A 20,757-nucleotide genomic window follows, 5' to 3' on the forward strand; every position below is an offset into this window, starting at 1 on the left:
ATCCACGAACGACGCCATCTGGCGTCGTTCGTCGTTTGGGGCGTCGCAGATCAGGGTCGACGTGCTGGTCGAGATCGATGTGGAAGCGCTGGCTGATCGACCGATGCGCACGCAGGTGCAGGGCAGCGCCAAGCCTGTGCCGCTAGAATCCTTGAGATGAGCCAAGCAGCCGAATCCAGTGAACTGATCAACGTCGTCGTCCTGCTCGGCGCTGCCGTCGTTGCGATCCCGTTATTCCGACGTCTCGGCCTGGGCTCGGTGCTGGGTTACCTGGCCGCGGGACTGGCGATTGGTCCGTTCGGCCTGGGGTTGTTCGATGAGCCGCAGGCGATCCTGCATGTGGCCGAGTTGGGCGTGGTGATGTTCCTGTTCGTGATCGGGCTGGAAATGCGGCCGTCTCACTTGTGGAGTCTGCGCAAGGAGATCTTCGGTCTTGGGACCGCGCAGATTGCGGTCTGCACGCTGGTACTGACCGGCATCGGCATGTTGCTCGGCTTTGCGCCGCCGGTGGCGTTTGTCGCCGCGTCCGGCTTCGTGCTGACCTCCACGGCGGTGGTGATGCAATTGCTGGCCGAGCGTGGCGATGTCGCCTTGCCGCCGGGTCAAAAGATCGTGGCGATTCTGCTGTTCGAAGATCTGTTGATCGTGCCGCTGCTGGCGATCGTGGCCTGGATGGGGTCCAACGGCGATCCGCAGGCGGCGTCGCAGCGCTGGCAGGACATCGGCATCGGTCTGGCCTGCATCGTCGGATTATTGGTGGCAGGGCGCTGGCTGCTCAATCCCTTGTTCCGGATCCTGGCTGCGTCCAAGGCACGCGAGGTGATGACGGCGGCTGCCTTGTTGGTGGTGCTGGGCGCGGCGCTATTGATGCAGGTGGGTGGGTTGTCGATGGCGATGGGGGCGTTCCTGGCCGGTGTGCTGCTGTCCGAATCCACCTTCCGGCATCAGATCGAAGCGGACATCGAGCCGTTTCGCGGGATTTTGCTGGGGCTGTTCTTCCTCGGCGTCGGTATGAGCCTGGACCTGCACGTCGTTGCGGCGGATTGGCAGCTGATCGCTGCCGGCGTGCTGGCCTTGATGGTCGGCAAGGGCGTGTGCATCTATGCGGTGGCACGGCTGATGCGCAGCGATCATCGCCAGGCGCTGGACCGTGGCGTGCTGATGGCGCAGGGCGGCGAGTTCGCGTTCGTGCTGTTCGCTGCGGCATCGGCTTCCGGCGTCATCGATGCACAGGTCAACGCCAGCCTGACCGCGATCGTGGTGGTGTCGATGGCGCTGACACCGTTGTTCGTGCTGCTGCAGCGCCGGCTGACGCCAGCCGCCAAGCCGTCGCTGGAGGGCGTGGAAGCAGTCAATGGCCAGACCGGCAGCGTGCTGATCATCGGGTTCGGGCGCTTCGGTCAGGTCGCCAGCCAGTCGCTGCTGGCGCGCGATGTGGACGTGACCATCATCGATAACGACATCGAGATGATCCAGAGCGCGGAGGAGTTTGGTTTCAAGATCTACTACGGCGATGGCACCCGGCTGGATGTGCTGCATGCGTCCGGTGCGCATAGCGCACGCGCGATTGCGGTGTGCGTCGACAGCCCCGAGGCGGCCAATCGCATCGTGGAGCTGGCAACGCGCGAGTTCCCGCACGCCCGATTGTTGGTGCGCTCGTACGATCGTGAGCATTCGTTGCAGTTGGTCGCTGCCGGCGTGGATTACCAGATCCGCGAGACCTTCGAGTCGGCGGTGGCGTTCGGTCAAGCGGCCCTGGTCGAGCTGGGCATGGACGAGGACGAGGCCGTCACCATCGCGCGCGAGATCCGGCGTCGCGATGCGGAGCGTTTCGAATTGGAGATTGCGGCCGGCAACACGCGTGCCGGTGCTGTGTCAGGGCTGATGTACGGCAATATCACGCCGACCGTGCCCAAGCCCACGCCATTTACCCCGCCGCGGCGCGAAAGCCGCACGCTCAATCCCGATGCGGTGCCGCAGGCCAATCAGGTAGAAGAAGCGACCGGCGACTGAGCCACGTGTGCAGGGTGAGCGCCGACACATGTTCAGCGCTGCGCTTGCATTGGCTGGTCGAGAAAACACATTGGGCGCCAACGTAGCCGGCGCCCATGCGTCAGCCGCCAGCCGATCGACTCAGCCGTGCGTACGTTGAGCAGCAGCGAAGGCTTCCAACTGCTCGGGGGTGGCGTCTTTCTGGTGCTGCTGTTTCCAGTCGGCAAACGGCATGCCATAGACCGCTTCGCGCGCCTGATCCTTGCTCATCGGTCGGCCGTGCGCTTCTGCGGCTTCGCGGTACCAGTCGCCCAGGCAATTGCGGCAGAAGCCGGCCAGGATCATCAGATCGATGTTCTGCACATCGAGCCGGTCCTGGTTGAGATGCTGCAACAGACGGCGAAATGCGGCCGCTTCGATAGAGGTGGTGATGGAATCGGGCGTTGAGGTGGTGTCGGTCATGACGGAATCGGGGACAATAGACGGCCTTCGACTCTACACCTGACGCCCCATGACCGTTTCCGCGCCAGCTGCCTCTGCTCCGGCCCGCCTCCTCGATGGCCGCCGCATTGCCGAGGACCTGCTCGACGGATTGAAGCTGCGGGTGGATGCGCGCGTGGCGGCCGGCAAGGCGCGCCCCGGGTTGGCAGTGGTGCTGGTCGGCGGCGACCCGGCCTCGTCGGTGTATGTGCGCAACAAGCGGCGCGCGGCGGAGAAGGTCGGCATCGAGGCTTTCGACTACGACTTACCGCACGGCACCAGCGAGGCCGAGCTGGCGACATTGATCGACCAGCTCAACGCCGATCCCAAGATCCACGGCATCCTGATCCAGTTGCCGCTGCCGGGCATTCCCGATGCCAATCGCCTGATCCAGCGCATCGACCCGCGCAAGGACGTGGATGGTTTCCATCCGCAGAATGTCGGGCATCTGGCGCTGCGCGAATTCGGCCTGCGCCCATGCACGCCGCGCGGCATCGTGACCTTGCTCGGGCATACCGACCAACCGGTGCGCGGGCGCAATGCGACCATCGTGGGCGTGAGTAATCACGTGGGCCGGCCGATGGGTCTGGAACTGCTGATCGCCGGTTGCACGGTCACCAGCTGCCACAAGTTCACCCCGCCCGAGGTGCTGGAAGCCAGCGTGCGCAATGCCGACATTTTGGTGGTCGCGGTGGGTCGCCCGGGTTTGATTCCGGGCGAATGGGTCAAGCCGGGCGCGGTGGTGATCGATGTGGGCATCAATCGCCTGGAAGACGGGCGTCTGGTTGGCGATGTCGGTTTCGACGCCGCCGTGCAGCGCGCGGCCTGGATCACGCCGGTGCCGGGTGGGGTAGGGCCGATGACGGTCGCAACGTTGATGCAGAACACGCTGGAAGCGGCCGACGCAGCCGGCTGAGGCACGCGCGTAACGCAGCATTGCGGCTGCGTTGTGTCTTCGTGAAGGCTTTCAGGGTAAAATGCCGCGCTTCCCCAAACTCGGGTCCGCCGATGCTCCGCATCCAGGCTGAAGCTCTTACCTACGACGACGTTTCGCTCGTCCCCGCTCATTCGATCGTCCTGCCCAAGGATGTCAGCCTGGAAACCCGGCTGACCCGCGATCTGCGCCTGAAACTGCCGATTCTTTCGGCCGCGATGGACACAGTGACCGAACACCGCCTTGCGGTGGCCATGGCCCAGTTGGGCGGCATCGGCATCATCCACAAGAACCTGACACCTGCCCAGCAGGCCGGCGAAGTGGCCCGGGTCAAGAAGTTCGAATCCGGCGTGATCACCGAGCCGTTCACGGTCAGCCCCGACACCACGATCGGTGAAGTGATTGCGCTGACCCGCGCGCGCAACATCTCCGGCGTGCCGGTGGTGGATGGCAGCGAGCTGGTCGGCATCGTCACCAGCCGCGATATGCGCTTCGAGAAGAAGCTCGACGATCCGGTCCGCCACATCATGACCAAGAAGGATCGCCTGATCACTGTGCGCGAAGGCGCCAGCGATGAGGAAGTGCTGGAGCTGCTGCATCGCAACCGCATCGAAAAGATCCTGGTGGTCAACGACAGCTTCGAGCTGCGCGGCCTGATCACGGTCAAGGACATCCAGAAGAAGACCGATAACCCCAACGCTGCCAAAGACGGCGCCAAGCGCTTGCTGGTGGGTGCGGCGGTGGGCGTGGGCGGCGATACCGAACAGCGCATCGAACTGCTCGCCGCAGCGGGCGTGGACGTGGTGATCGTGGATACCGCGCATGGCCATTCGCAGGGCGTGATCGATCGCGTGGCCTGGGTCAAGAAGACCTATCCGCAACTGCAGGTGATCGGCGGCAATATCGTCACCGGCGATGCCGCGCTGGCGTTGATGGATGCCGGCGCCGATGCGGTCAAGGTCGGCGTGGGCCCGGGTTCGATCTGCACCACGCGCGTGGTCGCCGGTGTCGGCGTGCCGCAGATCACCGCGGTCGACATGGTGGCCGAAGCGCTGCAGGACCGCATTCCGCTGATCGCCGATGGCGGCATCCGCTATTCCGGCGATATCGGCAAGGCGCTGGTCGCCGGTGCGTCCACGGTGATGGTCGGCGGCTTGCTGGCCGGTACCGAGGAGGCACCAGGCGAGGTCGAGTTGTTCCAGGGCCGCAGTTACAAGAGCTACCGCGGCATGGGCAGCCTGGGCGCGATGGAGAAGGGGTCCAAGGACCGCTATTTCCAGGACGCCAGCGACGCCGACAAGCTGGTGCCGGAAGGCATCGAAGGGCGCGTGCCGTACCGCGGACCGGTCGGCGGCATCATCCATCAACTGATCGGCGGCCTGCGCGCGACCATGGGCTATGTCGGCTGCGCCACTGTCGAAGAGATGCGCACCAAGCCGAAGTTCGTCAAGATCACCGGCGCCGGCCAACGCGAAAGCCATGTCCACGACGTGCAGATCACGAAAGAGCCGCCGAACTATCGCGCTGGGTAAGCCAGCGCGCGGGAGTGGGGATTCGGCATTCGGGATTCGCAAGAGCCTACCGCTTCCTCATCTGGCAGCGGTCGTCGCTTCCGCTTTTGCTAATCCCCAATCCCAACTCCCCAATCCCGGCCCTCAATGACCAACATCCATACCGACAAGATCCTCATCCTCGATTTCGGCGCGCAGTACACCCAGCTGATTGCGCGGCGTATCCGTGAGATCGGGGTGTATTGCGAAATCTGGGCCTGGGATCATGATCCATCCGAGATTGCCGGATTCGGTGCCAAGGGCATCATTCTGTCTGGTGGGCCGGAATCGACCACCTTGCCGGGTGCGCCGGTTGCGCCGCAGGAAGTGTTCGACAGCGGCTTGCCGGTGTTCGGTATCTGCTATGGCATGCAGACGCTTGCTGCGCAGCTGGGCGGAGCGACAGAAGCGGCCGACCAACGCGAATTCGGCCATGCCGAAGTGGATGTTGTGGCGGCCGATGCGCTGTTCGCCGGCTTGACCGATCATGCCGGTGCCTCGCGTTTGAATGTGTGGATGAGCCACGGCGATCACGTTTCGCAGGTGCCGCCGGGTTTCACCGTTACCGCAGTGACCGACCGCATACCGGTGGCGGCGATGTCCAACGAGGACAAGCGCTGGTACGGCGTGCAGTTCCATCCGGAAGTGACCCACACGCTGCAGGGCCAGACCTTGTTGCGTCGCTTCGTGGTCGATGTCTGCGGCTGTCAGACGCTGTGGACGGCGGCCAACATCATCGACGACCAGATCGCGCGCGTGCGCGCGCAGGTGGGCGATGACGAAGTGATTCTTGGCCTGTCCGGCGGCGTCGATTCGTCGGTGGTCGCTGCGCTGTTGCACAAGGCGATCGGCGACAAGCTGACCTGCGTGTTCGTCGACACCGGCCTGCTGCGTTGGCAGGAAGGCGACCAGGTGATGGCGATGTTCGCCGAGCACATGGGCGTCAAGGTGATCCGCGTCAACGCGGCCGATCGTTACTTCGCCAAGCTCGAAGGCGTGAGCGACCCGGAAGCCAAGCGCAAGATCATCGGCAACCTGTTTGTGGATATCTTCGACGAAGAATCCAACAAGCTGGCCAATGCCAAGTGGTTGGCGCAGGGCACGATCTATCCGGACGTGATCGAGTCGGCCGGCAGCAAGACCGGCAAGGCGCACGTGATCAAGAGTCACCACAACGTCGGTGGCCTGCCCGAGCACATGAAGCTAGGTCTGGTCGAGCCGTTGCGCGAATTGTTCAAGGACGAAGTGCGTCGTCTCGGTGTCGAACTCGGCCTGCCTCGCACGATGGTGTATCGCCATCCGTTCCCGGGCCCAGGCCTGGGCGTGCGCATCCTGGGCGAAGTGAAGCGCGAGTACGCCGAGCTGCTGGCCAAGGCCGATGCGATCTTCATCGACGAACTGCGCAAGGCCGATCTGTACGACAAGACCAGCCAGGCGTTCGCGGTGTTCCTGCCGGTGAAATCGGTGGGTGTGGTCGGCGATGCACGCGCCTACGAATGGGTGATCGCGCTGCGCGCGGTGGAAACCATCGACTTCATGACCGCACACTGGGCGCACCTGCCGTACGACTTCCTCGGCACGGTCAGCAATCGCATCATCAACGAACTGCGCGGCGTCTCGCGCGTGGTCTACGACATCTCCGGCAAGCCGCCTGCGACGATCGAGTGGGAATGATCCGGCGTCTGGCACCGGCTGGCATCTAGTAGCACGAAAACATATCTAAGTCCTCGTCATTGCAGGATTTTTTGTGATTTCGTTCGGCGCCATCTTGCAATGAATAGTATCGCCAAGCGCCGTTTTTTCATGGCATGAGAGATGGCATTGAGTGCTTCTATGGCATGAGAAGGCGCCGATGCCATGTAACCACCTTGCGGATTTTCATGGTATCGAAATTACGTAACGCGATGATTTTATTGTTATTTTACGCAAGGATTGGCCGGCTTCTGGATCATGGTATTTGAATTGAATCAGGCCGAGAACCATGTTGACCGATACCAAGCTGCGCAACCTCAAGCCGAAGGACAAGCTCTACAAGGTGAATGATCGCGACGGCCTCTATGTAGCCGTCACGGCCGCTGGAGCGATTTCGTTCCGCTACAACTACTCGATCCACGGTAGGCAGGAGACCATCACCTTCGGCCGCTACGGTGTCGGCGGCATCACCCTGGCAGAAGCACGCGAGCGGTTGGGCGAGGCCAAGAAGATGATCGCGGCCGGGAAGTCACCGGCCAAGGAAAAGGCGCGGGACAAGGTCCGTGTCAAGGACGCGGAGACGTTCGGGGCCTGGGCGGAAAAGTGGCTACGGGGCTACCAGATGGCCGATTCCACCCGCGACATGCGCCGCTCAGTCTACGAACGCGAGCTAAAGCCGAAATTCAGCAATCAGAAGCTTGTGGAGATCACCCACGAGGACTTGCGCGCACTGACCGATACCATCGTGGAGCGCGGAGCACCGGCGACCGCTGTGCATGCTCGCGAGGTGGTGTTGCAGGTCTTTCGCTGGGCTATTGAGCGCGGCCAGAAGGTCGAGAATCCGGCAGAGCTGGTGCGGCCGACCACTATCGCCAAGTTCGAGCCGCGCGACCGTGCGCTGACGCCCCATGAGATCGGCCTGATGTACCAGTACATGGAGCGCATCGGCACAACGCCATCTATCCGAGCATCCGCCAAATTGCTGCTGCTGACGATGGTGCGCAAGAGCGAGCTGACCAACGCGACATGGAGCGAGATCAGCTTCAGTGATGCGCTTTGGACCATCCCAAAGGAGCGCATGAAGCGGCGCAATCCGCACCTGGTGTTCCTGTCAAGGCAGGCGCTGGACATCTTCATTGCCCTCAAGACCTTTGCCGGCGGATCGGACTACGTGTTGCCGTCGCGATACGACTCGGACTTGCCCATGAGTAGCGCCACGCTTAACCAGGTGCTGACGCTAACATATCGGCTGGCGCAGAAGGAAGAGAAGTCACTCGCCAAGTTCGGGCCACATGACTTGCGGCGCACTGCAAGCACGCTGCTACATGAGGCCGGCTATAACACGGACTGGATTGAGAAATGCCTGGCGCACGAACAGCGAGGCGTCAGGGCTGTCTACAACAAGGCCGAGTACCGTGAGCAGCGGACGGCGATGTTGCAGGACTGGGCGGACATGATTGACGAATGGACACTGAAGCGGTCGAAGGCGTAAGCCAGAGGATGACAGTTCGCTCACCTGCCCGAACGTCGAGGCTTAGCACCCCTGGATAGGGGCGCCAGCGCCCCTATCCCACCGGCACTGCGCCAACCACCGCGCGGCCTAATCAAGCCCCAGGCGCAGTGCCGGCGGCTCCCTCACCGCAAAAGCAGGTCAGCAGGGAGTGATGTGGCAAGCGTGGCGACGACAAGGCCCTGGCCAGGCCGAGGGTATCGATCAACGCGCAGTGGTAGAGCGGTCATCGTGCGCTACGCGCACAACAGCGCGGCCGCCGTCACTTCACCCGGTGGATCAATCCGCTGCGACAGATCACATAGGCCCGGTCGCATGGAAACACCGTGAGCTTGCGAATCGACTTCTTGCGCGGTGTTCGGTTGTCCAGCCCGATGGCCACGGTCCATCTGCCGTTGCTCACCACCAGGTCAATCACGCCCTGCCGATGTCTTCCCAGCTGCATGGGCACCTCCCAAGCGACATGCCATGTCCGCCGCTGCAAGCGACGTGACCACTGAAGCTGGAAGCGGTGAGCTGGCTGGGGCATCGCGGCAATTATCAGGCCGTTGCCGCCCCGAGCCGCGTCACTGCCGGCGCACATTACCGAACCCAAGCGCAGACGTCGTGCCAAGAGGCGCGCGGGCGGCTATGCGCGTTGCGTCGAAGTGTGAAAGGGGTTCAGCCGACATACGTGTAAAAATGACTCACAAGCTCGGATTTGACCCATTGCATCAGTGAGTTAGCGGATATTTCCGGGTAACAAAACTCCACTACCAACAGCGATTAGCTCACTTTCGGCTGTTTTTTACACGAATCCCTGCCGACCCTTAATTTCAACTGGGCCCGATCGCTGGGCAGTAGTTCGCCGGTCCACACGGTTTTTCGCTCGGTTAAAGCAGGTTTACGCTTTTTCATGAGAAGTTGGCAGTCCGCACTCTAAGTAGGGGTTCTTATATGGGATGCTTCAACGTCACAGGCGCCAGTGGGAAAGCGAGCGAATATGTGGTCGAGCAACACGCTGGCCGGACCACGAATGAGCAAACGACGCAAGAGCCGGCAACTCATCTTGAGGCACAGGGTGTACTGCAAGGGTTGAAGAGGCAAAGCTCGATTAAGAGTCATTCTGATGCCGAAGATGATGTGCAGTTTGCCGTGTCGCAAGCGCGAGCGGGAGGGCGCTTCCGTCCCGGTCCGCTACCTGAGCAGAAGGAACTGATCGCGCCCGCAGCCCGAAAGGAATAGGTTGCGACCAAAGGTCACAAGGTTCATTCAAGCGGCGCCGATGACAAACAGAGGGTCTGGACTGGCCGGTTCGCGTTGAACTGTCTTGTGCAAAGGCAATGCGTCGCTCTGCCTCAGCACCTAGCTCGCCGCCATCCTCGATCCGGGCGCACGCGTGCAGCACAGCTGTCATAGCAGCCGGATCACCGGCCATGCGATTGGCAAAACGGTCAGCGCGCAGTTCCTCGGCGTAGCTGTCCCGGCGGGCGCGTCGATCGGTGCGCTCGGCAAGCTGCCCAGCGACCACGGCTGCAACAATGCCCAGCACAAGCGCACACAAGGTCTGCGGGAGCGGCTTTGCGGCGAAGCTGCCGACAGCGGCAGCGGTCATCGCGCCAACCACCAGCGCGAGCGCTGGCGGCCAGAAGTAGCTGCCGACCCGCTTGAGCATCGTCGCGCGCCGCTGGGCATGGCCCACTTCGTGGGCGAGCAAGGTGTAACGCTGGTTGGCATCGAGTGTGAGCGCGAGTGTTTGGGACACCGCGATGGTGTGCGTGAGCGCGTTATAGCGTGCATTGCGATGCCGCCAGAGCCTCACGCGCGGTGGCGCGATGTAGGCGTGGGCAGCGATCGCATCGACCGTGGCCTGCAGCTGCAGGCGCGTTGCAGTGGTCATGGGGATGCTCTGGTGGCACGGGCAGCTTTCCGGGTGCGCGGCAAGCCGGGCAGTTTCAGCTGCGCCCGCTCGCTGGGCAGGATCTTGGCGGCGGTGGCCACCGTCGCCGCGCCGGCCGGCTTCTTGGCCGGCTTGGGCTTGGCGGGTTTGGCCTGGCGCTGGAGCTTGTCCAACGCCTTCAACGCGGCCGGGCGACCGCGCCGGTAGACCTTCGGGGCACGCACGTAGTTGGCCGGCAACACCTCGAACACCGTCACCCCGAGCGCCAGCAGCTGGGTGGCGGCGGTGTCGAGCGAGGCAAACACGCGTGGCTCGCCACGCTGGCCGGTGAGTTGCTTTTCGGTTTGGCCCACCCGCACCATCACGGTGTAGCCGCCGACCTGGCCGACCAGCTGCACGGTGCGCAGCACGCCGGCACTGGCGAGGGCGGCCAAGGTGGTGATGGACATGGGTGATGTCATGATCGATCTATCAAACAGTGATGTTTGATGTTCGATCATTCAAGGCTGCGCTGCAAGCACTCTCGCGGCGAGGCCGCCAGCGCACATAACGGCCAATTCCACGCAGTCACCCATTGGTCCTTGGTGTAGGTGCTTGCGGCCGACTCTGCGGCCAAGCTGGTGGGCCATTTCCAGTCCGGCACGGGTGCGCTTGACGATCAACTCGCGCTCCATTACAGCGAGGCTGGCCAAAGTAGCTGCGACAGCAGTGCTAGAGTTTGTCCGTCCTTCGATGGAGTTCCGCCATGAATACGTTTCTGCACGCTCAGCTGCTGCCGCTTTTGCGTGGCTTGTCACGCGCTGGCCTGGTCGGCTTCGGCGTTGTGTTTACGCTGTACTTTCTGTTCGCCATGCTGCTGTTCGTGCTGAACGATCCGCACGCGAGCGCGTACACCGAGCAGATGGCCGACATGGCTGCACCGTGGCTGGTTGGCCTGGTTGCGGTGTACGCGTTGAGCAAGCTCGCCGGCGAAATGGTCCGCACCTGGTTGGAAGATCGCGGCGAGATTTCACCTCGCCGTTGATCGCCTAAAAGCCGGGAATCCGTTTTATCTGGCAAAGTCATGTTTTTACAAGAGAAATTGGATTCTGTGAGTGATTTTTACACGTATGTCGGCTGAACCCCTGAAAAATGTCACGAAATAATCACTTGGCCAGTAAGAATAATATTATTCTTATTCTTACTGGTTAATCCGCACGGAGCTGTACATGGATCTGTCCAAGGACACGCGTGATCGCATCTTTGCCGCCGCCGAGGCGCTGTTTGACCAGGCCGGTTTTCCCTACGGTTGACGCCGTGCGCCAGGAGGCGGCAAACGATGCAATGCGCGCGGCCCAAACTGGTTGGGGGGCCGAACGCCTGGATGCTGAGGCCTTGACCACGCAAATGGTCGATGCGTATGAGGCGCAGGCACTTGAGCTAATCTCTGCCCAGGCAGGCATTGCCGAGGGTCGGCCGGGAATCGTTCCGAGAACAGCCATTTTTCGGGCAAGTCATTGAATTTAAATGTAATAGCAAGTCTTGTGGCGCCCTTGCAAGCATATCGGCCGTCCTGCCGACCCTCGTCCTGATCCTGCGCGATGGGGAAGTTCCATACTGCGCCCCCCTGGAGAACCGGGCTTTCAACGCTATCAGGCGGGATAAACCAGAATTATTCCGCTTTAGAGCATGGCGGACTTGTGGCCTGACATAACCCAAAACATTACGTAATCACGTAGTACGTACCTCGGTACGAAATAGATGGCCCTGTTCAGCACGATTCCCTGCCGACCGTCGAATAGCCGGTTCTCGCGGCCGCAGACGGGAGAACCCCGCAGTTCGGTCCCTCAAATGTCAAAGAGTAGATCTCATCGTCAGAAGCGGCGATGCGAGATCCAGCGGCGGCTGCCGTCATCGGCGGAATTGGCGATGGGGCTCTCAGTGCATCGTCAAAGGTAGCGATGGTCGAGCGTGGCTGAGGGTCGGCAGGGGTTCGTGTAAAAAACCTTTGCTGACAGCTAGTTAGATCACTTTTGCTGTTTTTTACACGAATTCCTGCCGACCTCTGATAGAGTCTTTTTTTGACCTTTGATTGAATGAAATGCTAACTTACGCAATTTGGAACAATAAAGGTGGGACAGGCAAGACAAGCCTTGCCTTCCAGACTATCTGCAAATATGCAAAAAGTAATCCAACGAAACGCATCTTGGCCATAGACATATGTCCTCAGGCAAATATGTCGGAGTTGTTTCTTGGTGGTCTTCAGAATGGCGGTAGCGGTAAACTTCTTGAGCGGCAGGGCATGACCCCTCGGTGCAGTATCGGTGGCTACTTCGATTTGCGCATGCCCTCCGTTCACCAGATCCCGAGTTTCAATGCGAAGGAATACATCACCAGTCCGTGGAAGTACAACTCGTCAATTCCGAAGTCTATCGACCTTGTTTGCGGCGACCCGTTACTTGAACTGCAAGCCATAGCAATGAATTCACTGGCAAACTTACAATTGCCAGGGGTAAACACATGGCTCGGGGTAATCGACTGGCTGCGTGACTTTTTGGCTCGTATCGATAGTGACTACGACATTGTCTTTATTGACACAAATCCGAGTTTTTCTATGTATACGCAGATTGTGCTCGCTGCGGCTGATCGCGTTGTGCTTCCGGTGATGGCTGATGACTCATCGCGCCGCGCAATCCAGAATGCGTTTTCGCTCATCTACGGCCTCAAGCTTCCTTCAAAGGTATATGAGCAGTACACGTTTGCCAGCAAAATGAAGGTGGCTGGCCGATCGCTCCCGAAAGTGCACTTAATCTTGAAAAATCGCCTAACTCAGTACATGGGTTCTGCATCGGCCTACGCCGCAGTCTTGTCTGGGATCGACACTGATTTGATTGACTTGGTTAATTCATATGGTGAGCATTTCACCTTCAACAAAGTCACCGACGGTATAGTTGAAATACGCGATTTTGGTACAACAGGTGTAGTAGCCTTTGCTCGTGGTACACCGTTCGACATATTGAAGACGGGCAAGCTTAATATCAGCGGACACCGTGTAGAAGTGAATAAAGATTATCGTGATTTAGCCATCAAAGCTATTAATTCTATAGCGACTAAATTGTAGAAAGCTCTTAGCATTAGGGCGGCCTGGGTGGCCTGGCTTCTTGGTCAGCACTCACCAATCAAACTGAGCCCTTCGCTGTGCATGTAATCCACCGCCAACCCAAGCCGCGCAAGCCGTCGTGCTCCAAGTGGGAGCACAACCGCTTTCGGTATCTATCGGAATTGATGAGCCTGGAACCGGCCGCGCTGCTGGTGGTTCAGGTTGAACCCTTTGAACCCCGGGGCAAGGTGGATGGTGGCGGCTGGACTACTCGCTTATCGGGCCTGCTTTACCGCAACGCCGGTGGCCTTTACTGGCGAGAAGGGTGGATGGCAGAGCCGCTGGCGCTGGCATCGGCCGATGATGGACTTGGCGATCCCTTCCGCGCTCACATAGAGGACTTGTTGGTCTGGATATCAAGGTTCCGGGGGACTCAAAAGCGGCCCTCAATCGTGGTGTCGGAACGACATGGATTTGAGGCGTTCACGCGAGGTTTGTCCGATGAGCGCCGCCAGTGGCTGGAACAATTGCGCGAAGCCGCGCAAATTGAAGTCGCGTCGGGAACCTTCCGGTGGAGTCGAGGGTTCGTTTAAAAAAAATTCAGAAGCGAGCTACTAGCTGTGTGAAAAGGTCCTTGTACGAATCCCTGCCGACCGTCAAGACAGATTCAGCGCATGGACGGCAGGGCAGGGGAAGTGTATTAACACAAGGTATCACCGAATGATAAGAGAGGCTGGGCTATGGCAACATACCTCTAGATCGATGACGGCCTGAAAAGCCGCGTCCAGCAGCTCGCCAGCCAGCGCCGCCGCTCGGCCTACTGGATTATGCTGGAAGCGATCGAAAACTCACGTGCAGCGCGAGGAAGCGCGCGAGAGCTTCAAGGCAGGAAGCTTGGCGTCCTGGACGGCCTATCAGGAAACCGGCCGCCACCTGACTGGCGAGCAAGTCCGCACCTGGTTGACTACCGGCGCTTCCTGGTGGCCCAAGGCCCCGGAAGCGGCCTAGCGCGCCGGCCATGCCATTGAGCGGCAATTCCTGCTGCTAGAGAAGTCGTCGGACATTGGCCGGCCACTGCCGGAGCTGCGCGAGCTGGTGATAGCGTTCGGGTATTCCCGCTATGTCGCCCTGTATCGCCACGAATCGACCGCCGATGCGGTGTACGTCTTGGCCTTCCGGCATCAGAAAGAAGCGGGCTACTGAGGGAGGCCGGGATGAGGGTCGGCAGGGAGTCGTTTAAAAAACCTTTGCTGACAGCTAGTTAGCTCACTTTTGGCTGTTTTTTTACGCAAATCCCTGCCGACCCTCTTGCCGAGCTAGAAGCCGCTGTGCAGCAAGCCGCCATGCGGGGCGCTTGGTGGCATTTGATACGCCCAGGGTTCCGTAGACACTCAAGACCCTCGTTGCGCGTAGCACCGTTCAAACTCTACAGGGGACAAGTCGCCAGTTGAACCGTGGCGGCGGTTGGGGTTGTAGAACATCTCGATGTAGTCGAATACCTCGGCGCGAGCGGCGTCCTTGGTGGGATAGGTCCGCCGCCTGATCCGCTCGCGTTTGAGCAGGCCGAAGAAGCTCTCTACGGGTGCGTTGTCGTGGCAGTTGCCACGCCGACTCATGCTGCACACCAAGCCATGGGACGCCAGGAAACTGCGCCAGTCATCGCTGGTGTAGACAGACCCTTGGTCCGAGTGAACCAAGCAACCAGTGTTGGGTTTGCGCCGCCACACCGCAGACAACAAGGCCTGCACGACCAACTCGGTGTCGGCCCGATCGCGCATCGCCCAGCCGACGACCTGCCTGGAAAACAGATCGATCACAACAGCCAGGTACATCCAGCCTTCATGCGTGCGGATGAAGGTGAAATCGCTCGCCCAGGCCGTGTCCGGCTCCGTCACGTCGAACTGTCGGTCAAGCAGATTGGCAGCCGCCTTGCACTGCATCCCTCCATGGAAGCGCGGTTTGCGACCATAGCCCACCTGGGCACGCAGTCCCTCGGTGCGCATCAGCCGATGCACCCGATGGCGACTACAACGCTCACCCAGATCGCGCAGATCCGTGGTGATCTTGCGATGCCCATAGACACCGCCGCTGGCCAGCCAGTGGTGCTTGATTAGTCCAAGCAAGCGATCATCTTCCTTGGCGCGCTCACTGTTGGGCGAGCACAACCAGGCGTAATAACCCGACCGGTTGACCCGCAATACCCGGCACATCGCACACACCCTGAATTCCCCGCAGTGGGCTTGCATGAAGGCGTACTTTGCCTTTACCCCTTGGCAAAGTACGCGGCGGCCTTTTTTAGGATGTCGCGCTCCTCGGTCACTCGACGCAACTCTGCCTTCAGCCGCCGAACCTCGGCGCTCTGGTCCACCTCGGCGCGATGCACCACGCCAGACTTGCCGAACGTGCGCAGCCAGGCGTACAGGCTGTGCGTCGTGACACCCAGCCGCTCGGCGACTTCTGCCACCTTGAACCCACGATCAGTCACTTGCCGGACCGCCTCGATCTTGAACTCATCCGTATACCGCTTGCTGCTCATAGACACCTCCGAATCGACCATTTTCCATGGCCTTGAGATGTCTAGGAAACCCTGGGCGTATCACAATCCAGCCTCGCCGGACCGTGACGTAACCGTGGTCTATGACGGCACACGCATTACGCGGTTGGTTGATGGCCATGGCCGCGCGGTGACGTTCGCCTATACGGACGGGCGTGTCACGGGCATGGAGATTCCGGGTGGCGGAATCGTTCTTTACGACTACGATGTTGACGGTAATTTGATTGCCGCCACGTATCCCGATGGTGTGAAGCGCCTTTACCACTATCACGAGAAGGGACTTGCGGAACCTCAGCTGGTCAACTATTTGACTGGTATCACCGGGGAGAGCGGTCAGCGCTATGCATCGTTTGGTTACGACACCTATGGACGCGTGATAAGCAGCGTTCTCCATGGCGATACCGGGGCGGTCGATGGAGTGACTCTGAACTACGTGGCCGAAGGCGTCACGGAAGTCACCCAGGCATCTGGCGCGGTCAAGCGCTTCGAGTATGGGTCTACTATCTTCAGCCCGGTCAACAACGTGACCGAAGGCGCAGCCAGCACTTCCAGCACCTACTTCAGCGATGGTCGACTGCAAAGCGTGACGGACGCATCGGGCAGTAAGGTCTCCTACGAATACGCGCCGGCGTATCAATCAGCGGTAACGGTCGGCGATGGCACGCCGGAGTTGGCGCGCACCGAGAGAGTGAGGGATGCGCTGACCCACCAACTGACCGAGCTCAATGTTAAAGGGGCGCAGGGACTGGTTGTGTCCAAGCGATGGACTCGCAATGAACGTGGTCAAGTGCTGACCCAGGTCGAGCAAGATGCCGTTTCCGGGAAGCAGCGCCAGCAGACCTTCACCTATTGCGAGCAGGCCGACGTAACCGCAGGAAGCTGCCCCCTGGTGGGAGTGCTGCTGCGTGTGGACGGGGCGCGCACGGATCTCAGCGACGCCACTACCTACGACTACTATCCCGCAGCCCAAGGCGGGGACCTGAAGACGATCACCAATGCAGTGGGCCAGGTCACCCAGTTCCTCAGTTACGATAGCGCCGGGCGCCTGCTGTCGCAGAAGGATCCGAATGGGGTCGTGACCGACTACAGCTACGATGCGCGAGGTCGGCTGACGGCAAGCATGGTCCGTGGACAGGATAGCGGCTCGGAGGCGGATGACCGCATTACGCGCTACAGCTATTGGCCCACCGGCTTGGTCAAGCAGGTGGCGCTGCCGGGCGGCGACGTGTCTAACTTTACCTACGACAGCGCATTCCGGCTGACCAAGGTATCGGATCGTTACGGCAACTCCTTCGTCTACACGCTGGACACGTCAGGACACCGGATCAAGGAGGACATCACGGATGCCAAGAACACCTTGATGTTCACGGTGTCCCGTATTTACGACGAACTCGGTCGCCTGACAACGCAGGCGGATGCGCAAGGCAATCCGACCGATTTTGCCTACGATGCGGTCGGCACGATGAAGGGGCGAACCGACGCCCTGGGCCGGTCTAGCGCCTACACATACGATGCCCTGCATCGCTTGAAGCAGAGTATCGAAGACGCCGGCGGCATCAAGGCGACGAGCGTTTTTCAATACGACGTGCTTGGACAACCGTCAGTGGTGACGGATCCGAAAGGCTTGAAGACGACCTACCAGCGCAACGGTCTGGGCGAACTGTTGGCGCTGACAAGTCCCGACACGGGCAGCACCGGCTTCACCTACGACGACGCAGGCAACGTGCTATCTAGGAAGGACGCAGCCAACCGGCAGGCCACCTACACCTACGATGCCTTAAACCGGCCAGTATCGGTGTCCTATGCCGATGCAGCGCTTGAGACCCGTTTTGTCTACGACGTGGCCCCGGCTGTCTGCGTGGCGGGAGAGCAGTTCGCAGCCGGGCGCTTGGCCAGCATGAAGGACGGCAGCGGCACGACGCAGTATTGCTACAACCGGTTCGGCGACATTGTGCGCAAGGTCCAGACGACCAATGGCAAGGCATTGACGGTCCGTTATGCCTATACGGCAGGCGGGAACCTGACGAGCATGGTCTATCCGGACGGGGCGATGGTTGACTATGTACGCAATGAGCTGGGCCAGATCGCCGAGGTGGGCTATACCGCGCCTGGAGGCTCGCGCGAGGTGTTGGTCAAGGGTGTCACGTATTTGCCGATGGGCCCGGTGGCCGGCTGGACCTACGGCAACGGGCGCGTGCTGACCCGAGCTTACGACCAGGATTACCGCCCCAAGGCCATTCAGGACAAAGCGGTTGGCGGTCTGGATGTCGGGTTCGGGTTCGATGAGGTGGGCAATCTCACCGCACTGACCCCAGCCGGCAATCCAACGCCGGAGATCGGCCTGGGTTACGACACGCTCGGCCGCCTCACTGCCCTCACCGACGGTGTCACCGGAACCGTCATTGATGGCTATAGCTATGACGCCACCGGCAATCGCCTTAGCGCCAAGGTCGGCAGCGTTACACAGGCTTACACCTATCCAACGACCAATCATCGCCTGAGTGCAGTAGCTGGCGTGGCGCGCACCTACGACAAGACAGGCAATACGCTGAGCATCGGTGGCAAGGCGCGGGAGTTCCCCTACGACGCATCCGGCCGCATGAGCATGGTCAAGCGTGCAGGCGTGCTGGTGATGAATTATCGCTACAACGGTAAAGGCGAGCAGGTGCGCCGCTTCCTCGGCACCACTAACACCTACACGCTTTACGATGAAGCCGGCCACTGGCTGGGCGACTACGATAACAACGGCGCGCCCAAGCAGCAGGCGATCTGGCTGGACGACATGCCGGTAGGCCTGCTGGCCAACGCCAACAAGCTGCACTACATCGAACCTGATCACCTGGGCAGCCCGCGTGTGGTGGTTGACCCGGTTCGTAACGTGGCGGTGTGGAGCTGGAGCCTAAAGGGCGAGGCCTTCGGCAACACTGCGCCGAATCAGGATCCGGATGGCGATGGTGCGGCGTTGGTGTTGGATATGCGGTTCCCGGGGCAGCGGTTTGATGCGGCCAGTGGACTAAATCAGAATTACTTCCGGGACTACGACTCTGCAACCGGACGTTATGGGCAGAGTGATCCGATTGGATTGCATGGAGGGATCGGCACTTACGTTTATAGCCTCTCAAGTCCATTCCGTTGGTCGGACAAATTTGGCTTGCTTCCGGGCGATTGTTACAGAACAGAAAATTTGGCAGCAGCTCAGGCGCTTAAAGACATCCTACCGGCATCGATAAGAGAAGATTTGGAATACGGTGGCTGGGTATATCAAAAGCCTAAGGAAGGTCTGAACAACGAGGCCTGAGAGTGCGGGATGTCGCGTCGGTCCGGAGAGTCGCGTTTGGATCTTCGGATCTTCCGCTATTTCTGGCACTTTCCTTGGGAATTCCCCGGGTTACAGGCGCACGCTCCCCATGGCAGGCAGTAACTGCTTTCGCTTCATCCACAGATTGGAGAGCGCAAACAAGGTCAGCACGTGTGCGGTGTTCTTGGCCAGGCCGCGATAGCGGACCTTGGTGTAACCGAACTGGCGCTTGATCACCCGGAACGGATGCTCCACCTTCGCGCGCACGCTGGCCTTGAAGTGTTCCCAACGCTGTTCCCGAGCACGCTCGCGTTTGTTGCCGATGGCTTTCAGCGTCGAACGCTTGGCGGCAATGAAAAATGCAGCCTTGCAGGTCTGCAGTTCTTCGCGTTTGTCCGCACCGGTGTAGCCGCTGTCGCCGAACACGCTGTCTTCTTTGCCATGCAGTAATGCGTGCGTCACCGTGACGTCGGCGACATTGGCGGCTGTGCAATGGACGTGGTGCACCAGCCCGGAAAATTCATCCACGCCGATGTGCGCCTTCATCCCGAAATACCACTGATTGCCCTTCCTGGTCTGATGCATTTCAGGGTCGCGCGCGTGATCGGCGTTCTTGGTCGAACTGGGTGCAGCGATCAGCGTCGCATCGACGATCGTGCCCGACCGCAGGCTCTGCCCCTTGCGTGCCAGATGCGCGTTGACCGCGTCCAGCATCCGCGCGGCAAGGCCATGGGTCTCCAGCAGGCGCCGAAAGTTCAAAATCGTGGTCTCGTCCGGAACGTTGTCCAAGCCACCGAGCTGGGCAAAGCGCCGCAAGGTCGGAATCTCGTGCAGCGCTTCTTCCATCGCCGGATCGCTCAACGCATACCACTGCTGCAGCAAATGAATCCGCAACATCGTCGCCAGTGCGTATGGCTGTCGACCAGGGCGTCCCGACACCGGATAGTGCGGTGCGATCAGACCGAGCAAGTGCTGCCACGGAACGACCTGCTCCATCTCGGCCAGGAAGATCTCCCGGCGGGTCTGCTTGCGCTTGCCCAGGCCTTCAGCGTCGCCGAACGTCAGTTGCATGGATTACTCCTCAACATGAGGCGGGTAGTGTCGCGTATCTATGGTGCGTTGTTCAGAGGTTCCCTAACGGGTATTACAGTTACACGACGCCACGTCGCGGGCTAACATCTTCAGTAAATCCTGGCCCGCGGCCGGATGGAGCAACTGGCGCGTATCACACACACGGGGATGTAACTCCGGGCTATGTGGGAGAAGCGTTCTCAAAGGCTGACACAAGAATACCCTATGGAGATGCGGCCTACTTAGGAACACCCTCAGGCAAGTTATTGAGATTTTCCACTTCAGGCTCGCCCTACAGTGATCTCCCAGGCGCGATTCAAAGTTCCGGCTGTGGATGTGACGGCAACAACAACAGGCTTTTGGAATTTCTCAACAATGCTTTTGGATGGCAATTATGAAATTCAAATCCTTAGTTATATTTTTGTCGCTATTCTTCGTTGACACTTCTGACGCGGAACCTAATAGCACACAAACTATCAAAGCGATTGAAGCAGCAAGTAAAGATTTTCAAACTAGGGTAATAGCAATGCATCCACCCAGTGGCGATTACTCGTTGCTGCGAGACCTTGACTCTTATTCGATGGGAATTGCAAAAACGCCCTCAAAAATAATAGTCGTCTTTTTAGTGGATAAGCGCCTAGGAATCATAGGCGGCGGCGGAGAATACACGCTGAACAAAAAGGACGCGAAAATTATAAGCTTTAAGGGGTATGAATAA

Annotated in this window: 18 protein-coding genes and 1 pseudogene; 13 read left to right on the top strand and 6 right to left on the bottom strand. The window is 60.1% G+C overall.

Translation table 11 applies throughout. The features are described from left to right. Window positions 1–156 precede the first annotated feature (156 nt). Window positions 157–2,013 carry a monovalent cation:proton antiporter-2 (CPA2) family protein gene (locus tag NDY25_RS19830; RefSeq protein ID WP_168957438.1) on the top strand — a complete coding sequence of 619 codons (1,857 nt, stop codon included), beginning with the start codon at window positions 157–159 and terminating at the stop codon, window positions 2,011–2,013. A 120-nt stretch (window positions 2,014–2,133) separates the two neighbouring features. Here the strand turns inward: NDY25_RS19830 and NDY25_RS19835 are convergent, their stop codons facing one another. Further along, window positions 2,134–2,454 carry a DUF1244 domain-containing protein gene (locus NDY25_RS19835; RefSeq protein ID WP_168957439.1) on the bottom strand — a complete coding sequence of 107 codons (321 nt, stop codon included), beginning with the start codon at window positions 2,452–2,454 and terminating at the stop codon, window positions 2,134–2,136. A gap of 49 nt (window positions 2,455–2,503) precedes the next feature. Between NDY25_RS19835 and folD the strand changes: the two genes are divergently transcribed. The 4 genes from folD to NDY25_RS19855 all read left to right on the top strand — a co-directional run bounded on the left by folD (window position 2,504) and on the right by NDY25_RS19855 (window position 8,140). Then, window positions 2,504–3,388, top strand: coding sequence for a bifunctional methylenetetrahydrofolate dehydrogenase/methenyltetrahydrofolate cyclohydrolase FolD (gene folD, locus NDY25_RS19840; protein ID WP_055826328.1), 885 nt, complete (start codon window positions 2,504–2,506; stop codon window positions 3,386–3,388). Window positions 3,389–3,480: 92 nt separating this feature from the next. Next, entirely contained in the window at window positions 3,481–4,938 is a 1,458-nt protein-coding gene (gene guaB / locus NDY25_RS19845) for an IMP dehydrogenase (protein ID WP_055826330.1), read from the top strand. A 126-nt stretch (window positions 4,939–5,064) separates the two neighbouring features. Next, window positions 5,065–6,630: a glutamine-hydrolyzing GMP synthase gene (gene guaA / locus NDY25_RS19850; protein WP_168957440.1), complete on the top strand. Its 1,566-nt coding sequence runs from the start codon at window positions 5,065–5,067 to the stop codon at window positions 6,628–6,630. 307 nt (window positions 6,631–6,937) lie between these two features. Next, window positions 6,938–8,140, top strand: coding sequence for a tyrosine-type recombinase/integrase (locus NDY25_RS19855; protein ID WP_256627640.1), 1,203 nt, complete (start codon window positions 6,938–6,940; stop codon window positions 8,138–8,140). A 280-nt stretch (window positions 8,141–8,420) separates the two neighbouring features. On the opposite strand, the gene NDY25_RS19860 is transcribed toward NDY25_RS19855, so the two are convergent. The 3 genes from NDY25_RS19860 to NDY25_RS19870 all read right to left on the bottom strand — a co-directional run bounded on the left by NDY25_RS19860 (window position 8,421) and on the right by NDY25_RS19870 (window position 10,498). Beyond that, window positions 8,421–8,603 carry a hypothetical protein gene (locus NDY25_RS19860; RefSeq protein WP_078589436.1) on the bottom strand — a complete coding sequence of 61 codons (183 nt, stop codon included), beginning with the start codon at window positions 8,601–8,603 and terminating at the stop codon, window positions 8,421–8,423. Between the two features lie 648 nt (window positions 8,604–9,251). Further along, on the bottom strand, window positions 9,252–10,037 hold the full coding sequence (locus tag NDY25_RS19865; RefSeq protein WP_256627641.1) for a M48 family metalloprotease: 786 nt from the start codon (window positions 10,035–10,037) through the stop codon (window positions 9,252–9,254). Then, entirely contained in the window at window positions 10,034–10,498 is a 465-nt protein-coding gene (locus tag NDY25_RS19870) for a hypothetical protein (RefSeq protein WP_251757318.1), read from the bottom strand. The genes NDY25_RS19865 and NDY25_RS19870 overlap by 4 nt, the downstream gene beginning before the upstream one ends. A 284-nt stretch (window positions 10,499–10,782) precedes the next feature. Between NDY25_RS19870 and NDY25_RS19880 the strand changes: the two genes are divergently transcribed. The 5 genes and pseudogenes from NDY25_RS19880 (at window position 10,783) to NDY25_RS23235 (ending at window position 14,319) form a co-directional block, all read left to right on the top strand. Then, window positions 10,783–11,061: a hypothetical protein gene (locus tag NDY25_RS19880; protein WP_078589359.1), complete on the top strand. Its 279-nt coding sequence runs from the start codon at window positions 10,783–10,785 to the stop codon at window positions 11,059–11,061. A 184-nt stretch (window positions 11,062–11,245) separates the two neighbouring features. Then, window positions 11,246–11,486: pseudogene (locus NDY25_RS19885) on the top strand (DNA-binding protein); the annotation flags it as partial. 631 nt (window positions 11,487–12,117) lie between these two features. After that, complete coding sequence (locus NDY25_RS19890) at window positions 12,118–13,137, top strand: ParA family protein (protein ID WP_256627642.1); 1,020 nt, start codon at window positions 12,118–12,120, stop codon at window positions 13,135–13,137. 164 nt (window positions 13,138–13,301) lie between these two features. Then, the gene (locus NDY25_RS19895; RefSeq protein ID WP_168960112.1) at window positions 13,302–13,709 is read left to right on the top strand and encodes a hypothetical protein; all 408 of its coding nucleotides are present in this window, start codon (window positions 13,302–13,304) and stop codon (window positions 13,707–13,709) included. Window positions 13,710–14,190: 481 nt separating this feature from the next. Next, window positions 14,191–14,319 (top strand): hypothetical protein, encoded by a 129-nt coding sequence (locus NDY25_RS23235; protein ID WP_233362385.1) that lies wholly within the window; start codon window positions 14,191–14,193, stop codon window positions 14,317–14,319. A 188-nt stretch (window positions 14,320–14,507) separates the two neighbouring features. Here NDY25_RS23235 and NDY25_RS19905 read toward each other — a convergent pair. Further along, window positions 14,508–15,652, bottom strand: a protein-coding gene (locus tag NDY25_RS19905; protein WP_256627483.1) for an IS3 family transposase whose coding sequence is annotated in 2 segments (ribosomal slippage) — window positions 14,508–15,415 and window positions 15,415–15,652 — 1,146 coding nt in all. Because the reading frame shifts where the segments join, the coding sequence is not laid out codon by codon here. Window positions 15,653–15,689: 37 nt separating this feature from the next. On the opposite strand from NDY25_RS19905, the gene NDY25_RS19910 reads away from it, so the two are divergent. After that, on the top strand, window positions 15,690–18,968 hold the full coding sequence (locus NDY25_RS19910; protein ID WP_256627643.1) for an RHS repeat-associated core domain-containing protein: 3,279 nt from the start codon (window positions 15,690–15,692) through the stop codon (window positions 18,966–18,968). Between the two features lie 90 nt (window positions 18,969–19,058). On the opposite strand, the gene NDY25_RS19915 is transcribed toward NDY25_RS19910, so the two are convergent. Then, window positions 19,059–20,039, bottom strand: coding sequence for an IS5 family transposase (locus NDY25_RS19915; RefSeq protein WP_233366556.1), 981 nt, complete (start codon window positions 20,037–20,039; stop codon window positions 19,059–19,061). A 2-nt stretch (window positions 20,040–20,041) separates the two neighbouring features. On the opposite strand from NDY25_RS19915, the gene NDY25_RS19920 reads away from it, so the two are divergent. Next, window positions 20,042–20,437, top strand: coding sequence for a DUF4329 domain-containing protein (locus NDY25_RS19920; RefSeq protein WP_256628016.1), 396 nt, complete (start codon window positions 20,042–20,044; stop codon window positions 20,435–20,437). Continuing rightward, on the top strand, window positions 20,434–20,757 hold the full coding sequence (locus tag NDY25_RS19925; protein WP_168960086.1) for a hypothetical protein: 324 nt from the start codon (window positions 20,434–20,436) through the stop codon (window positions 20,755–20,757). Before NDY25_RS19920 ends, NDY25_RS19925 begins: the two co-directional genes overlap by 4 nt.

Origin of the sequence: Xanthomonas hortorum pv. pelargonii (assembly GCF_024499015.1) — a bacterium.
GTDB lineage: Bacteria > Pseudomonadota > Gammaproteobacteria > Xanthomonadales > Xanthomonadaceae > Xanthomonas > Xanthomonas hortorum_B.

What these genes read in the sequence shown, in the direction of transcription:
- NDY25_RS19830 (WP_168957438.1), top strand. Translation starts at nt 157, where the DNA reads ATGAGCCAAGCAGCCGAATCCAGTGAACTGATCAACGTCGTCGTCCTG.
- NDY25_RS19835 (WP_168957439.1), bottom strand. Translation starts at nt 2,454, where the DNA reads ATGACCGACACCACCTCAACGCCCGATTCCATCACCACCTCTATCGAA.
- folD (WP_055826328.1), top strand. Translation starts at nt 2,504, where the DNA reads ATGACCGTTTCCGCGCCAGCTGCCTCTGCTCCGGCCCGCCTCCTCGAT.
- guaB (WP_055826330.1), top strand. Translation starts at nt 3,481, where the DNA reads ATGCTCCGCATCCAGGCTGAAGCTCTTACCTACGACGACGTTTCGCTC.
- guaA (WP_168957440.1), top strand. Translation starts at nt 5,065, where the DNA reads ATGACCAACATCCATACCGACAAGATCCTCATCCTCGATTTCGGCGCG.
- NDY25_RS19855 (WP_256627640.1), top strand. Translation starts at nt 6,938, where the DNA reads ATGTTGACCGATACCAAGCTGCGCAACCTCAAGCCGAAGGACAAGCTC.
- NDY25_RS19860 (WP_078589436.1), bottom strand. Translation starts at nt 8,603, where the DNA reads ATGCAGCTGGGAAGACATCGGCAGGGCGTGATTGACCTGGTGGTGAGC.
- NDY25_RS19865 (WP_256627641.1), bottom strand. Translation starts at nt 10,037, where the DNA reads ATGACCACTGCAACGCGCCTGCAGCTGCAGGCCACGGTCGATGCGATC.
- NDY25_RS19870 (WP_251757318.1), bottom strand. Translation starts at nt 10,498, where the DNA reads ATGACATCACCCATGTCCATCACCACCTTGGCCGCCCTCGCCAGTGCC.
- NDY25_RS19880 (WP_078589359.1), top strand. Translation starts at nt 10,783, where the DNA reads ATGAATACGTTTCTGCACGCTCAGCTGCTGCCGCTTTTGCGTGGCTTG.
- NDY25_RS19890 (WP_256627642.1), top strand. Translation starts at nt 12,118, where the DNA reads ATGCTAACTTACGCAATTTGGAACAATAAAGGTGGGACAGGCAAGACA.
- NDY25_RS19895 (WP_168960112.1), top strand. Translation starts at nt 13,302, where the DNA reads ATGAGCCTGGAACCGGCCGCGCTGCTGGTGGTTCAGGTTGAACCCTTT.
- NDY25_RS19910 (WP_256627643.1), top strand. Translation starts at nt 15,690, where the DNA reads ATGTCTAGGAAACCCTGGGCGTATCACAATCCAGCCTCGCCGGACCGT.
- NDY25_RS19915 (WP_233366556.1), bottom strand. Translation starts at nt 20,039, where the DNA reads ATGCAACTGACGTTCGGCGACGCTGAAGGCCTGGGCAAGCGCAAGCAG.
- NDY25_RS19925 (WP_168960086.1), top strand. Translation starts at nt 20,434, where the DNA reads ATGAAATTCAAATCCTTAGTTATATTTTTGTCGCTATTCTTCGTTGAC.